Source organism: Rhodococcoides kyotonense, assembly GCF_900188125.1.
Taxonomy (GTDB): domain Bacteria; phylum Actinomycetota; class Actinomycetes; order Mycobacteriales; family Mycobacteriaceae; genus Rhodococcoides; species Rhodococcoides kyotonense.
The window spans coordinates 325,250-340,280 of record NZ_FZOW01000001.1 but is presented as its reverse complement, the minus strand read 5'-3'; the positions used below and the strand labels follow the sequence as shown (position 1 = coordinate 340,280).

Here is a 15,031-nt window from a genome sequence, read left to right as displayed (position 1 = left end):
GGCGCGGTGGACCGCGTTACCGATCCAACCTGTGCAAAAATCGGCTATGACTGTCGTCACGGACAACGATTCGGCCGAGCACACCGGCGCACTCGTTCGTGTTCTGCGAGTTGTGTTCGCGGCGCTGACCGTCGCCGCGCTTGCATCGATTCTGGTCGACGGCGTTGCCGTGCCGACTTTCTCGGTCGTCAATTACTTCAGCTACTTCACCGTGCTGTCCAACGTCCTCACTGTCGTCGTGCTGCTCGTCGGTGGCATCGTCGACCCGCAGCAGCTCGGGTGGCAGTTGATTCGCGGCGCCGTCACGCTGTACATGGTCATCACCGGCATCATCTACGCGGTACTGCTGTCGAACATCGATGTGGGCGTGGCGGACGCGTGGACCAACAACGTCGTGCATCGCATCATGCCCGTGGTGATGCTGATCGACTGGGTCGTCTCGCCGAGCCGTCGGCGCATCGGTGACGCCCGGGCGTTGACCTGGTTGATCTTTCCGCTCGTGTACGGCATCTACAGTCTCGTGCGCGGCCCGATCGTCGACTGGTATCCGTATCCGTTTCTCGACCCACGCACGCAGGGTTACGTCGCCTTGGTGATCGGCCTGATCGTCTTGACAGTGGCTTTCGTGTTGATGGCTCTGGCAGTGAACGCCGTCGGTCGGCTCGGTGCCAGGTGGAGATACGGCTCACAGCAGCCCCAGCCTGTCTGACTAAGCTCTGACTCATGTCTACTGCGGCCGAGCCGACCTACGAATCCACTCATTCCGCGCTGTGGCACGGGTTTGCCGACATGGGCGCGGTGACCTCGGGCGGCCCGTTCGTCGTCTCGCGAGGCGACGGCGCCTACATCTGGGACCGCGAGGGCAACAAATACCTCGATGCGACGGCGGGGCTGTGGTTCACGAACGTCGGTCACGGCCGCCGCGAGATCGCCGACGCCGTGGCCACGCAGCTCGGGTCGCTGGCGCACTACTCGAACTTCGGTGACTTCGTTCCGGAGACGACACTCGCGCTCGCAGAGCGTCTCGGTGAAATCGCCCCGGTCGCCGGCAGCAAGATCTTCTTCACGTCGGGTGGATCGGACTCGATCGACACTGCTGCGAAGCTCGCACGACGCTACTGGCACGAAGCAGGCAAGCCGGACAAGAAGCTGATCGTCGGCAGGCAGAAGGCCTACCACGGCATGCATGTAGCCGGCACCGCGCTGGCCGGAATTCCCGTCAACCGGGAGAACTACGGCGAGCTGATGCCCGACGCCCGTACGGTGGCGTGGGACGACGCGAAAAGCCTGCTCGCCCTCATCGAGGAAGTGGGCGCCGACAAGATCGCCGCATTCTTCTGCGAGCCCATCATCGGCGCAGGCGGGATCTATCTGCCGCCGGAGGGGTACCTGCAGGAAGTGAGACAGATCTGCCGCGACAACGACGTCCTGTTCGTCGCCGACGAGGTCGTCACGGGTTTCGGCCGCATCGGTGGCTCGTGGTTCGCGTCCACGCGGTTCGACCTGCAACCGGATCTGATGACGACGGCCAAGGGGCTGACGTCGGGGTACGTGCCGATGGGTGCGGTCTTCATCGCCCCGCACATCGCCGAGCCGTTCTTCGCCGGGGGAGTGTGGTGGCGGCACGGCTACACCTACGGCGGTCATGCGGGAGCAGCGGCTGCCGCGATGGCGACCCTCGACATCATGGAACGCGAGAATCTGCTGCAGGAATCCGCGAGGCTCGAGGCGTCGCTGCACACTCATCTCGCACCGCTCGCGGCCCACCCGCGCGTGCAGGAGATCCGCAGCGGGCTCGGTGCCGTCGCAGCGGTGCAACTCGTCGACCCGGCCGAGGCATTGCCGTTCGTCAAGACGCTGCGTGAGCACGGAGTGTCCGGGCGGGCCGCGGGCCAAGGTGCCATGCAGATCTCGCCGTCGTTCGTGATGACCGATGCCGAGGTCGAGGAGCTCGCCGGACGTATTCTCAGCGCTCTCGGCTGAACCGGGCGCGCAACCGGCGCAACCGCGTCGGTGGGGTCGGGGCCTCGTCGGCGACCGGCGAGGCTTCCTCGAATCGTTTGTGCAACTGCTGCCGTACCTCGTCGGGTGCGTAGGCGCGCCGCGCGCGTTCCGACTTCACGACGAGTGCGCCGGTGGCCGCGACGCCCGCCACTCCGGCGAGTCCCAGGATCTTCCAGAGCTTCACTGCTTCACCGTACTGCGCAGGCATTCGGGCCGGGAGTGGAGCCTGCAGGAACGACCCAATCAGGCCGGGAGTGGAGCCTGCAGGAACGACCCAATCAGGCTAGGAGTGGAGCCTGCAGGAACGAGCCATTTAGTCTGGAGCGCATGACTGCGTCGCGAATCGACCTGGACACCGCGGTGAATGCGACCAGGACCGGGGACATCTGGATCTTTCGTGGGCACTCGGCTGCCGATCGTGCGATCCAGACGCTGACCAACAGTCCGGTCAACCACGTCGGTATGGCCGTCGTCGTCGACGACCTGCCGCCTCTGATGTGGCACGCCGAATTGGGAAAGTCCTTGCAGGACATGTGGACCGGCAACTTTCAGCGCGGCGTTCAGTTGCACGATCTCCGTGCGGCTGTGGTGCAGTGGGTCACCAAGTACGAGCAGCGGTGCTGGCTGCGTCAATTGGGGTCTGCTGTCACGCGTGAGCAGGAGGACGCACTGATGCGCACGATCGCGCGCATGGACGGTACTGCGTTTCCGACGACGGCGAAGCTTGCGGGTCGATGGTTCAAAGGGCGGGTGCCGTCGCTCGTCCGGCGGGAGGCTCCCGCCGCGGCAGTCGAGACCGCGTATTGCGCGGAAGTCGTTGCGTCGACCTATGATTCGATGGGCCTGCTCACGGGGAACAAGAAAGCCAACTGGTTCGATCCAGGCAAGTTCTGGAGCGGAGATCGTCTGCCGCTGGCGGACGGCGTGACCCTCGGCGCCGAGATTGCGGTCGACGTTCCCGTCGGAGGAACCGTCAGCGCACGGTGATCGTGGGATCCGCGACCGTTCGTCCACCGAGTTCGATCCATCCGTCGCCGGGGTAGGTGGTGGTCAGCCGAGACCCGCGGCCCTGGTGGATGACGAGACCGCGGCCCACGGCTTCGGTGATGCGGACGGCTGCAGCGCCCGTCGCCTCGTCCTCGCCGACGCCCATGGAGGGTGCGAACATTCGCGAGCGGATGACGCCGCGATCGGAGTCGGTCCAGGACCACACGTAGTGATGTCCTTCGGTGAACGTCGATGGATCGGTTGCGTCGACGTCGTCGGCCGTGGCAACTCGGTGCAGCGTGAACTGCGGAGCCCAGTCGGCGCGGGCGCGCACCGAGGTGACGTCGTCGACGTACGTGACCTTCAGGTCTCCGGCAGGCACGACGAGCGTGTCCACGGGGTGGCCTTGTTCACGAAGCCACCAGGACAGCCCGACGGTGGGGTGCCCGGCGAAGGGCAGTTCGACGGCGGGCGTGTAGATGGTTGCCGAGGCGGTGGCGCCGCCGTCGTGATCGACGAAAATCGTTTCGCTGAAGCCGAGTTCGGCGGCGAGCGATTGTCGATCGGACGGTGCGACCGCCTGGCTCTGCACGATGCCCAGCGGGTTTCCGTGCCGGCCGTTCTCGTCGGTGAACACACGGACGACCGCAACCTCGATGCTCATGGACAGAGAATCTACCGAATCGTGTCAATACACTGATGGACATGGTCGATCAGAACTATCAACCGACGCTGTCGCAGTTGCGCGCGTTCGTCGCTGTCGCCGAGCATCGACATTTCGGCACCGCGGCGACGCGGTTGAAGGTGAGTCAGCCGACGCTGTCTCAGGCCCTTGCATCGTTGGAGCAGGGCCTCGGTGTTCAGTTGGTCGAGCGCAGTACACGCAAAGTGCTCATGACGACGGCCGGGACGCAGTTGCTCGACCGTGCGCGCGCCACGTTGGAGGCGGCGGACGGATTCGTCGCCGAGGCATCGGGATTGGGCGGCGGTCTGTCCGGACCGCTTCGTCTCGGGCTGATTCCCACGGTCGCCCCGTACGTACTTCCCGCACTACTGCCCGCGTTGCGTGCCGAGTATCCATCCCTGGCACCGTTCATCGTCGAGGATCAGACCGAGCGGCTCCTGGCGTCCCTGCGTGCCGGTGCGATCGAGGCCGCTGTCGTCGCGGTGCCCACCGAGGAGCCCGGTGTCGTCGAATTACCGCTCTACACAGAGGATTTCGTCCTGATCGTGCCCGCTGGACACGAGCTCGACGGGCGGAAGGATTTGCCGTTGTCGGCGCTCGTCGACCAACCGATCCTGCTGCTCGACGACGGGCACTGTCTGCGTGATCAGACGCTCGACCTGTGCCGGTCCGTGGACGCTGCGCCCGCCGCCGGCGACACCCGTGCCACGTCGTTGGCCACGGTCGTGCAGTGCGTTGCAGGCGGTTTGGGTGTGACGCTCGTGCCGAGGTCGGCCGTCGCGGTCGAAACGAGCAAGGGCGCCTTGGGGATCGCCGAGTTCGCCGATCCCAAGCCTGGTCGAACGATGGGGCTCGTACACCGAGGATCCAGCGCGCGGGCCGACGAATACGCGGCTGTCGCGACGCTGATCTCGGCCGTCGGAACCGGGCTCGGGACGTAGGGGTCAGCCTGCGGTGATCGTGATCTCGTCGAACACGATCTCGGCGGACGCATTCGATTCGTCGACGTCGACGACGGCATTCAGCGACCAGCCGTGGTCGCCGTCGGGATCCTCGAGGATCTGCCGCACCGTCGTCTGCTGCGAGCCGACGGACAGCTCGAACAGTGCCGGTCCGCGCGCCGAGGGCCCTGTCCCGAGTTCGCCGTACTCGTCGAAGAACGGTGCCAGCTCGGTTTCCCAGTCCGGGCCGTCGTCGAGTTCGTCGAGCGCGGACCACCGACGCGCCGCAGCGAGTTCGACACGCTTGAACATCGCGTTACGCACCATGACGCGGAACGCGCGCGGGTTGGCCGAGATCGGTTTCGGCGAATCACCGCCGTATGCCTCGGGTTTCGCCTCCGGTTCCTCGCCCGGGTCGGTGAGGTTCTCCCACTCGTCGAGCAGGCTCGAATCGACCTGCCGAACGAGCTCACCGAGCCATTCGGTGATGTCCTGCACCTCTTCCGTACGAGCCTCGGGCGGAACCGTCTGGCGCAGAGCGCGGTAGGCGTCGGCGAGGTAGCGCAGTACCAGTCCCTCGGATCGACTGAGGCCGTAGTGACTGATCAATTCGGCGAACGTCATCGACCGTTCGATCATGTCGCGAACGACGGTCTTCGGTGACAGAGCGACCTCCGACAGCCACGGGTGTCCGCCTCGGTAGATCTCGAACGCCGGAACGAGAAGGTCGGCAAGTGGTTTCGGCCACGTGACCTCCTCGAGCAGTTCCATTCGTTCCTCGTACTCGATCCCGTCGGCCTTCATCTGCGAGACCGCCTCGCCGCGCGCGGCATGCTGCTGGGCCATGAGGATCTGCCGAGGGTCGTCGAGCGTCGCCTCGATGACAGACACGACATCGAGTGCGTGAGTGTGAGATTCGGCGTCGAGCAAGTCGAACGACGCCAAGGCGAAGGGCGACAACGGCTGGTTCAGAGCGAAGTCGGGCTGAAGATCGACCGTCAGCCGTGCGCGACGACCGTCGGCATCGGGTTCGTCGAGTTGCTCGACGATGCCGGCGGCGACCAGGCCTCGGTACAGCGAGATGGCACGCAGAATGTGTCTGCGTTGCGCGGGCCTGCTCTCGTGATTGTCCTCCAGGAGGTGACGCATCGCGTCGAAACAATTGCCCGGGCGCGCAATGACATTGAGCAAAGTCGAGTTGCTCACCGTGAACCTCGACTGCAACGGTTCCGGGCTGGCCGCGATGATTCTGTCGAACGTCGGCTCGCCCCAGGACACGAACCCGTCGGGAGCCTTCTTGCGCTGCACACGCTTCAGCTTCTTCGGGTCGTCACCGGCCTTGGCGACGAGTCGCGCGTTCTCGATGTCGTGCTCGGGCGCCTCGACGACGACGGTACCCAGCGTGTCGTATCCGGCGCGGCCTGCTCGGCCCGCGATCTGATGGAACTCACGTGCGCGCAACTGGCGGGTACGTACACCGTCGTACTTGGTCAGTCCGGCGAACAGTACGGTGCGGATCGGAACGTTGATGCCGACGCCGAGGGTGTCGGTTCCGCAGATCACCTTGAGCAGACCGTCCTGCGCCAGCTTCTCCACCAGCCGTCGGTACTTCGGCAGCATGCCCGCGTGGTGCACACCGATGCCGTGGCGGACCAGTCTCGACAGCGTCTTGCCGAAGCCCGTCGTGAACCTGAACTGGCCGATCGCCTCGGCTATCCGAGCCTTCTCCTCCTTCGATGCGACGTTGACGCTCGTCAGCGCTTGTGCACGTTCGAGGGCTGCGGCCTGCGTGAAGTGCACGACGTAGACGGGAGCCAGATGCGTGTCGACGAGTTCTTCGATGGTCTCGCCGATCGGCGTCGTCACGTAGGAGAACATCAGCGGCACTGGGCGTTCCGAGCCGGAGACCACCGTCGTCGCGCGGCCCGTGCGGCGCGTGAGGTCGTCGCGGAAGAACGAGACGTCGCCGAGGGTGGCGGACATCAGGAGGAACTGCGCGTTCGGCAGTTCGATCAACGGGACCTGCCACGCCCACCCGCGGTCGGGCTCGGAGTAGTAGTGGAACTCGTCCATGATCACCTGGCCGATGTCGGAGTCGGCTCCCTGGCGCAGCGCGAGGTTCGCGACGATCTCGGCGGTGGCACAGATGATCGGTGCGCCCGAGTTGACCGACGCATCGCCTGTCATCATTCCGACGTTCTGAGCGCCGAAGATGTCACACAGTGCGAAGAACTTCTCGCTGACGAGCGCCTTGATCGGCGCAGTGTAGAAACTGCGAATTCCCGACGCCATGGCCGCGAAGTGCGCGCCGACGGCGACCATCGACTTACCCGAACCGGTGGGTGTAGCCAGGATGACGTTCGATCCCGACACCAATTCGATCAGCGCCTCTTCCTGCGCCGGGTACAGCGTCAGGCCGCGATCGGATGTCCATGTGGTGAACACGTCGAACAAAGTGTCCGGGTCCTGCGCTTCACCGGTCGTGGGTTCAGGGACGAGGTCGGTGAGAAGCACTGTTACAGGTTATGGGTCGCGCCCGGTGGAGGCGTCGGCGCCCCGTGTCAGGTGGCGCTGCGCTCGTCGGACCCCATGGCACCGAGCACGGCGAGGCGAGTACTGGCGCTGCCGGTGATCATGTCCTCACCGACACCGTTGAGCAAAAGATTTCGCCAGCGGGATTCGTCGAAGTCGAGCGGGGGAGTCGAGGCGAGAAAGCGTTCGAGTACGTGCAGGAAGTGAATCGGGTCGTCACGGAACGGGAAGTGCCCCGAATGCCGGAAGACCTCGAGGGTCGATCCTGGCATCGCGGAATGAGCGAGACGCGCGTGCTCGATGGGAATCACCGAGTCGCGGTCGCCCCAGATCAGCAGTACCGGCAGGTTTTCGGTCAGATAACACCGATCGAGCATCGTCACCACCTGGCCACGCCAGTCGACGACGGCTCGTAGCGTCCTCAGGTACGCCTCGTGGGCCGTCGGGTCCGGCAGCCCACTGAGTACCCGAACCAGATCCGGAGTGTCGTGGAGCAAGGCGCCCGGCCGTAGCGGTGACTTGTTCAGCTTCCCGACCAGATCTCCCGCCAGCCTCATCACCGACATCGCGCCCGGAAGTCTCAGCAGCTTGACGACGTCGCTGGCAAGGGGAATGGACGCGAGACGCAACAGAGGATGGACGTCTCTGGTCACGCCACCGGACGAGACGAGGACGAGTCGGTCGACCATGTGCGGGAACTGGTACGAGAACTGCATCGCGACGCCACCGCCGAGCGAATGTCCGACGACGGTCACACGATCGATGCCCAGGACCGACAGCAGATCGCGCATGCCGTTCGCGTACGCGGCGACCGAGTAGTCGGCACGCGGCTTGTCGGACTGTCCGTGCCCCAGAAGATCCGGAGCGATGACGGTGTAGTTCTGCGCGAGGTGCGGGACGATGTCGTGCCATGTCTCGGAGTTGTCGCCGATGCCATGAATCAACAGCAGTGCCGGACCTTCGCCGGCCATGCGAAACGCCCTGCGGTATCCGTGGATGGTCTTGAAGACCAAGCGCGGTTCGGCGTCGGGTACGGGCCGTAGCTTGCGCGTGCGTGGATTGCTCATGTGGCCTCGCCGATCCCTTTGCGCGTTCCTCGGTCGTACCGATTCGAATGACAACTACAAGTACGACTCTCGCACGAGTACGCGCAATCGGCGACATATCAGCGCTATTCGGGGTTACAGGTATGTTTCGGTTCGACCACGACAGTGCAGGTCATACACGAAAGCGTGCGCCCGTGTGAACGTTCACACACGAGCGCACGCGTCGGTTCGTGATGTCAGTCGTCGGTGTTCTTCTCGTGCGTTCCCGGATCGAATCCGCCCTGTTCTGCCAGGAATCGTTCGAACTCCGCGCCCAACTCGTCCCCGCTCGGCAGCGGCTCGTCGCTCGCGAGCAGCGTCGACTGCTGTTCCTGAGCAGCGACGTAGGTGTCGTATTGGCGCTCCAGCGCGTGGACGACCGACTGCACTTCCTCGTTGCCGGTGATGTGCTCGTCGACCTGCTCGCGCACTCGCGCGGCTGCCTGCCCCAGTGCTGCCAGCGGAAGGTCCAGATCGCCTGCCTCACTGACATTTTCCAGCAACGTCTCGGCAGCGGCGGGGTAGTCGGTCTGCGCCAGGTAATGCGGCACGTGTACCGAGAATCCCATCGACTCGTGACCGTGCTGAGCAAGTCGGAACTCGAGCAGCGACGAGACGCTACCGGGGACCTGGAGTTCGCCGGACCAGCTCTGGTCCGACGAGACCAGCGACTTGTCCGACGAGTGGGCGGTCACACCGAGTGGACGAGTGTGCGGAATGGCCATGGGAATCGACCCGAGAGAGATAGTGCGTCGCACACCCAGTTGCTCCGCGAGCAAGCGCACGGCTGTCGTGAACTTCTCCCACCGCAGGTCGGGTTCCATCCCAGCGAGCAGCAGGAACGGCACTCCTGCGTTGTCCTTGACGGCGTACAGGTTCAGCTCGGGTGCGTCGTAGTCGGAGAAGTGGTCGGCCTTGAACGTCATCGTCGGGCGACGCGAGCGGTAGTCGATCAACTCGTCGACGTCGAACGACGCGACCAGTTCCGTCTCCAGCGTGTCGCGCAGGTGCTGCGTGGCAAGCCGGACCGCGTGGCCCGCGTCGGAGAAGCCTTCGAGGCCGTGCACGAGGACAGGGCCGACGCCGTCGCCGGAGGAGGTCTGGGGAGCTGGAAACTCCAGTTCGTACATGCTCGACTTCTCGTCCATCGCGGACCCCTTTCGCTGACTCGCCTTCGGTCGCCGTAGCGGCGTCGAAAGCGAAACCGACTTCGAGTCAGAATACCCACGCGGGATCCTGCCAAGCGCACCCGCGGGCGCGACTCGATTCGATCAAGGGAACGCGGGGAACACCTCGTTCATTCCCACGAGGGTCATTCCTGGCGGTGCGCCGGCTGGGCGAAGTTCTGTAGCGCTCGAATCTTGTTCGTGACGTCCAGCGCGGCGACCTTGTACGCCTCCGACAGAGTGGGGTAGTTGAACACGGCGTCGACCAGGTAGTCGACCGTACCGCCACACCCCATGACGGCCTGCCCGATATGAATGAGGTCCGTCGCTCCGGAACCGAAGATGTGAACGCCGAGCAGCGTTCTGTCCTCGGTCGACACGAGGAGTTTCAGCATTCCGTACGAGTCACCTGCGATCTGTCCGCGCGCGAGTTCGCGATATCGCGACACGCCGACCTCGTAGGGGACCGAGTTCTTCGTCAGTTCGACTTCGGTCGCACCCACGTACGAGACCTCGGGAATGGAGTAGATGCCGATCGGCTGCAGATCCATCAGCCCCTGGCTCGATTCGCCGAACGCGTGATACGCGGCCAGTCTGCCCTGGTCCATCGACGTCGCGGCGAGCGCAGGGAAACCGATGACGTCCCCGACGGCGTAGATGTGATCGACCTTGGTCTGGAAGTTCTCGTCGACGAAGATTCTTCCCCTCGTGTCTGCTTCCAGTCCGGCGTTCGCGAGGTCGAGAGAATCGGTCAGGCCCTGGCGTCCCGCCGAATACATGACCGCCTCGGCCGGTATGCGCTTACCGCTGGCGAGAGTGGTGATCGTGCCCGACGACCCGACGTCGACTGCGGTCACCGCCTCACCGAAGCGGAAGGTGACCGCCAGATCGCGAAGATGGAACTGAAGCGATTCGACGATCTCGCGGTCGCAGAAGTCCAGCATCGTGTCGCGCTTCTCGACGACCGTCACCTTGGTGCCCAAGGCTGCGAACATCGACGCGTACTCGATGCCGATGACACCTGCACCGACGACGACCATCGACGCCGGGATGAATTCGAGGTTCAGGATTCCGTCGGAGTCGAGAACCCGATAGTCGTCGAACTCGACGTCCGCAGGCCGGGCCGGCGACGTTCCGGTGGCGATGACGACGTTCTTTGCCGTGACGGTGATGCGCTCGCCGCGCTGCGCATCGTCGACGACGACCGTGCGTGGATCGAGGAAACTGCCTGTCCCGGTGATGAGTTCGATCCTGTTACGCAGCAACTGCGATCTGACGACCTCGATTTCCTTGCCGATCACATGGGTCGTGCGTGCCAGGAGATCGGCGGGGGTGATGTTCGCCTTGACGCGGTAGCTCGCGCCGTACAGTTCCCGCTGATTCATTCCGGTCAGGTAGAGCACGGCTTCGCGCAGCGTCTTGGACGGGATGGTTCCCGTGTTGACGCAGACGCCGCCGAGCATCTTGCCCTTCTCGACGATGGCGACGCGTTTGCCGAGCTTCGCAGCCGCGATCGCTGCCTTCTGGCCTCCCGGGCCGGAACCAATGACGACGAGGTCGTACTCCATCGCTGCAGACATGGCTCATAGGTACTCCGCTCACGCAAAGTTCGCATGCCGGGCGGGTCACATCCTCGTGAACAGCTCTCTGACGGGTGCGTATGTCGCTACGCATGCATGAGTTGTGGAAGGCTTGATGTAAGGACAAATTCTGTCGAAAGTGGAGGATGCAATGCCGCAGCAGGTGCGTGCCGTCGTCGCGAAGGCGAAGGGTGAGCCGGTCTCTCTGGAGACGATCGTCATTCCGGATCCAGGTCCGAACGACGTCGTGGTGAAGATTTCCGCGTGCGGGGTCTGTCATACCGATCTGCATTACCGCGAGGGCGGGATCAACGACGAGTTCCCGTTCCTGCTCGGTCACGAGGCCGCGGGCATCGTCGAGACTGTCGGTGACGCGGTCACCCACGTCGCGGTCGGCGACTTCGTGGTGCTGAATTGGCGTGCGGTGTGTGGTGAGTGCCGGGCCTGCAAGAAGGGCAAGCCGTGGTACTGCTTCGACACGCACAATGCGTCGAAGAAGATGACGCTCGAGGACGGTACGGAGCTCTCGCCTGCGTTGGGGATCGGTGCGTTCGCGGACAAGACGTTGGTGCACGAGGGTCAGTGCACGAAGGTGAATCCGGAGTCCGATCCCGCGGTCGTCGGTCTGCTCGGCTGCGGTGTCATGGCCGGTCTCGGTGCGGCGATGAACACCGGCAACGTCTCGCGCGGTGACTCGGTCGCGGTGGTCGGGTGCGGCGGCGTCGGGGATGCGGCGATCGCGGGTGCCCGTCTCGCAGGTGCGACGACGATCATCGCTGTGGATCGCGATCCCGGCAAGCTCGAGTGGGCGAAGGATCTCGGTGCGACGCACACCGTCGACGCGTCGACGCTCGATGCGGTGGAAGCGATTCAGGAGTTGACCGGCGGGTTCGGTGCGGACGTCGTCATCGACGCGGTGGGTCGTCCGGAGACGTGGAAGCAGGCGTTCTACGGCCGTGATCTGGCGGGCACGGTTGTCCTGGTGGGTGTGCCGACGCCGGAGATGACGCTGGAGATGCCGTTGATCGATTTCTTCTCGCGCGGTGGATCGCTGAAGTCGTCGTGGTACGGAGATTGCTTGCCCGAGCGTGACTTCCCGCTGCTGGTGGATCTGTACGAGCAGGGGCGGTTGCCGCTGGAGAAGTTCGTGACCGAGCGGATCGGTATCGAGGACATCGAGGCTGCGTTCGAGAAGATGCACAAGGGTGAGGTGCTGCGGTCGGTGGTCGAACTATGAGCCTGCGTATCGACAAGGTCGTCACGTCGGGGACGTTCGCTCTCGACGGCGGTGAGTGGGATGTCGACAACAACATCTGGTTGATCGGTGACGACAACGAGGTGGTGATCGTCGATGCCGCTCATGATGCCCGCCCGATCATCGACGCCGTCGCAGGCAGGACGGTCAAGGCGATCGTGTGCACACACGGACACAACGATCACGTGACCGTGGCACCGGAACTCTCCCGTGCGCTTGATGCGCCGATTCTGCTGAATCCCGCGGATGACGTGCTGTGGGAGCAGACCCATCCGGGTGTATCGCACGGCATCTTGGAAGACTCTCAGCGGATCTCGGTGGCGGGAACCGACATCGTCGCGTTGCACACGCCAGGACATTCGCCGGGGTCGACGTGCCTGTACGTACCCGAAGCGGGCCAGTTGTTCTCGGGGGACACGTTGTTCTCCGGAGGTCCGGGTGCGACAGGTCGGTCGTTCTCCGACTTCCCGACGATCATCGGATCGATTCGAGATCGGTTGTTCGCGTTGCCCGCCGACACGAAGGTCAACACCGGCCACGGCGACGGCACCAGCATCGGCGAGGAATCGCCGCACCTGGAGGAATGGATCAAACGCGGAAGCTGATACAGCTGCGCACTGTGCAGACGGGATCGGTCTGCAGGCTCTGCTTCGGTCCTTGCGTGCGTAGTCGGTCTCGGCGCCGACTACGCACGTAGGGGCGGAGCAGCCGCCTCTCCGCGTGCCTCCCGCCCGGCAACCTCCCCGAATGAGAAGGTGGAACGGACAAACCCGCCGTAGACCGTTGGAGGTCCTTTCCGTGTTGCGCCGTTCCGTATCGACCTCTCGACCGATACTGCTCGCCTTCGGTGCGATCGCAACGCTGGCGCTCGCAGGCTGCGGCTCGAACGTGGCAGGTACACCGTCGCCGAGCAGCGCCGACGCGTCCGCGGTGCCCGGAAACACCGACACCGGTGACGCCGATCTGAATGCTCTCCTGATCGACCCGTCGCAGTTCCCGGCGCCGTACGACGCGATCGTGCTGCCGCCGCAGGCGATCAGTCAGGCATTGCCCGACCTCACCGGAATTCCGGCCGGAGCCGAGGTGAGTCCCGCGGGCTGTAAGCCGGTCGACCCGACGTCGGCCGCACTCGTCGTGGGTACGGACAACGCCAACCGCGCGACCATCTCGATAGAACTCACCGCCGTCGACGAGCCGTTGTCCGCTCGTGAAGAGCAGCTGACCACGTGCGCCGAGGTGGAGGCCACCAAATCCGGTGCCACCTCCACCATTCGGTCCACGATCACTCCGGCGCCGCCCATCGATGCGGACGACACCCTCGCGGTCAAGCAGACGGTGTCGTCGGGTTCGGGTGCCGAAACGGTCACCCAGTCGATGTTGACGCTGATGGCCCAGATCGACGGAACGCGGGTTGCTGCGACCTACATGTCGTTCGACGACTCCGCACCCGACGCGGCCACGCTCGACGAGCTGTTCACCGCTGCGGTGCAGAAGGTCAAAGCAGGCTGACTCGCAGTACCACAGGGTGCCGACACACCGACGTGGTTTTTCGGGCCGCCGTGGCGGGTTGTCCACAGGTGACGTGGCGTTCCACAGGGGTCCGTTCCGCCCCTGGTGACGGGAGACTCCGGTCTGCCGGTCGGGGCCAGTCTCGATCTCATGACCACACACTCCGACGATCGACCGACACCCCCCGTCACCGTCAGCTTCGACGCGCTCGGCGAGTTGATCGCAGCACTTCCCGCCATGCTCGGCTTCGTCCCGCAACGGTCGTTGGTGGTGATGTGCCTCGACACCGATCCGCGAGGGACGTTCACCGCCGGAACCGTCATGCGGCACGACCTCGACATTCCCGTGCGCCACGCCGTGGACGGCGGGTTTCTGTACGCCGTCCCGGACAGGATGATGGATGTGATCGGCCGCTTCGCTGCTCAGTGCCACCACGAAGACGTGCACGACGCGATCGCCTTCGTCGTCGACGATCGAGCCGTACCCGAGACAGGTCTCTTGTGCGACACGAGATTTCAGGTTCTGGGACAGTGCTTGATGGACGAGTTCGCCGAGCGCGGCACCGACATACTTCGAGTGCTGTTCACACCGGAGATCGCTGCGGGGTCCGAATGGGCGTCGTTGGACGGGTACGACGACTGGGGCACGATCCCCGACCCTCGGACCTCGCCGCTCACATTGGCCTACGCGTTGGAGGGGCGCTCGGTACTTCCGTCCCGCGCGGCGTTCGCCGAGGTCCTCCGGCCGGTCGACGACGACGTCAGCCGTCGGGTGTCGGCGCTCATGCCACAGGCACGCGCCGAACAACCCGAGTCCGACGCGCCCCAGCTCACGCAGATTCTGCAGTTCATCCAGTCGGCGGGCTCGGTGTCGCCCGATGCGCCACTGGCAGTGAACCCGACTCCGGACGAGGCGGCACGCATCGGAATCGCGTTGAACCGGGTGATGGTTCGCGACAGCGTGCTCGCGCTCGTACTGACCGACGTCGCCTATGTCGCCGAGATGCTGTGGTCGGAGCTCGCACGTGTTCTACCCGCACCCGAACGCGCTACTGCCGCGACACTTCTCGCGTTCAGCGCTTACGCCAGGGGCGACGGTGCGACCGCAACGGTGGCGCTCGACATCGCGCTGGAGGCGGATGCCGAGTATTCGCTCGCCACGTTGCTCGAGCGATCGCTCGCCGCGGGAGCAGGGCCCGAGCTCATTCGTGAGGTCGCGTTCAGTGGGTACGCGACCGCCGAGCTCTGTGGCGTCGAGTTACCTCTACCGCTGGCTACTACCTGAGCG

General features: G+C 64.7%; 14 protein-coding genes. 8 read left to right on the top strand and 6 right to left on the bottom strand.

Annotated elements, in window-relative coordinates; all coding sequences use genetic code 11:
• Positions 1–46: 46 nt before the first annotated feature.
• Together CHB96_RS01525 and CHB96_RS01520 are read left to right on the top strand one after the other, a co-directional pair.
• Positions 47–709 (top strand): Pr6Pr family membrane protein, encoded by a 663-nt coding sequence (locus tag CHB96_RS01525; RefSeq protein ID WP_089242784.1) that lies wholly within the window; start codon positions 47–49, stop codon positions 707–709.
• A 14-nt stretch (positions 710–723) separates the two neighbouring features.
• Positions 724–1,983 (top strand): aminotransferase family protein, encoded by a 1,260-nt coding sequence (locus tag CHB96_RS01520; protein ID WP_089242783.1) that lies wholly within the window; start codon positions 724–726, stop codon positions 1,981–1,983.
• Here the strand turns inward: CHB96_RS01520 and CHB96_RS01515 are convergent.
• Positions 1,967–2,188 carry a hypothetical protein gene (locus tag CHB96_RS01515; RefSeq protein WP_089243053.1) on the bottom strand — a complete coding sequence of 74 codons (222 nt, stop codon included), beginning with the start codon at positions 2,186–2,188 and terminating at the stop codon, positions 1,967–1,969. The two genes, CHB96_RS01520 and CHB96_RS01515, sit on opposite strands and share 17 nt — an antisense overlap.
• Before the next feature lie 143 nt (positions 2,189–2,331).
• Here CHB96_RS01515 and CHB96_RS01510 point away from each other — a divergent pair, with 143 nt between their 5' ends.
• On the top strand, positions 2,332–2,991 hold the full coding sequence (locus tag CHB96_RS01510) for a hypothetical protein (protein WP_089242782.1): 660 nt from the start codon (positions 2,332–2,334) through the stop codon (positions 2,989–2,991).
• Here CHB96_RS01510 and CHB96_RS01505 read toward each other — a convergent pair.
• Complete coding sequence (locus tag CHB96_RS01505) at positions 2,978–3,655, bottom strand: PhzF family phenazine biosynthesis protein (protein WP_089242781.1); 678 nt, start codon at positions 3,653–3,655, stop codon at positions 2,978–2,980. The two genes, CHB96_RS01510 and CHB96_RS01505, sit on opposite strands and share 14 nt — an antisense overlap.
• Before the next feature lie 41 nt (positions 3,656–3,696).
• Here CHB96_RS01505 and CHB96_RS01500 point away from each other — a divergent pair, with 41 nt between their 5' ends.
• Entirely contained in the window at positions 3,697–4,617 is a 921-nt protein-coding gene (locus CHB96_RS01500; protein ID WP_089243052.1) for a hydrogen peroxide-inducible genes activator, read from the top strand.
• A gap of 3 nt (positions 4,618–4,620) precedes the next feature.
• Here the strand turns inward: CHB96_RS01500 and CHB96_RS01495 are convergent, their stop codons facing one another.
• The 4 genes from CHB96_RS01495 to sthA form a co-directional block, all read right to left on the bottom strand.
• Entirely contained in the window at positions 4,621–7,131 is a 2,511-nt protein-coding gene (locus tag CHB96_RS01495; protein WP_089242780.1) for a DEAD/DEAH box helicase, read from the bottom strand.
• Between the two features lie 47 nt (positions 7,132–7,178).
• Positions 7,179–8,216 (bottom strand): alpha/beta fold hydrolase, encoded by a 1,038-nt coding sequence (locus tag CHB96_RS01490; protein WP_089242779.1) that lies wholly within the window; start codon positions 8,214–8,216, stop codon positions 7,179–7,181.
• 215 nt (positions 8,217–8,431) lie between these two features.
• Positions 8,432–9,382, bottom strand: a complete 951-nt coding sequence (locus CHB96_RS01485; protein ID WP_089242778.1) for a proteasome assembly chaperone family protein — start codon at positions 9,380–9,382, stop codon at positions 8,432–8,434.
• A gap of 164 nt (positions 9,383–9,546) precedes the next feature.
• Positions 9,547–10,980, bottom strand: a complete 1,434-nt coding sequence (gene sthA / locus CHB96_RS01480; RefSeq protein ID WP_089242777.1) for a Si-specific NAD(P)(+) transhydrogenase — start codon at positions 10,978–10,980, stop codon at positions 9,547–9,549.
• A gap of 151 nt (positions 10,981–11,131) precedes the next feature.
• Between sthA and CHB96_RS01475 the strand changes: the two genes are divergently transcribed.
• From CHB96_RS01475 to CHB96_RS01460, 4 genes are all read left to right on the top strand, one after another.
• Entirely contained in the window at positions 11,132–12,217 is a 1,086-nt protein-coding gene (locus tag CHB96_RS01475; protein WP_089242776.1) for an S-(hydroxymethyl)mycothiol dehydrogenase, read from the top strand.
• The gene (locus CHB96_RS01470) at positions 12,214–12,840 is read left to right on the top strand and encodes an MBL fold metallo-hydrolase (protein ID WP_089242775.1); all 627 of its coding nucleotides are present in this window, start codon (positions 12,214–12,216) and stop codon (positions 12,838–12,840) included. Before CHB96_RS01475 ends, CHB96_RS01470 begins: the two co-directional genes overlap by 4 nt.
• Before the next feature lie 256 nt (positions 12,841–13,096).
• Positions 13,097–13,744, top strand: coding sequence for a hypothetical protein (locus CHB96_RS01465; protein ID WP_089243051.1), 648 nt, complete (start codon positions 13,097–13,099; stop codon positions 13,742–13,744).
• Between the two features lie 150 nt (positions 13,745–13,894).
• Positions 13,895–15,028, top strand: coding sequence for a DUF4192 domain-containing protein (locus CHB96_RS01460; RefSeq protein ID WP_089243050.1), 1,134 nt, complete (start codon positions 13,895–13,897; stop codon positions 15,026–15,028).
• The last annotated feature ends 3 nt before the right edge of the window (positions 15,029–15,031 follow it).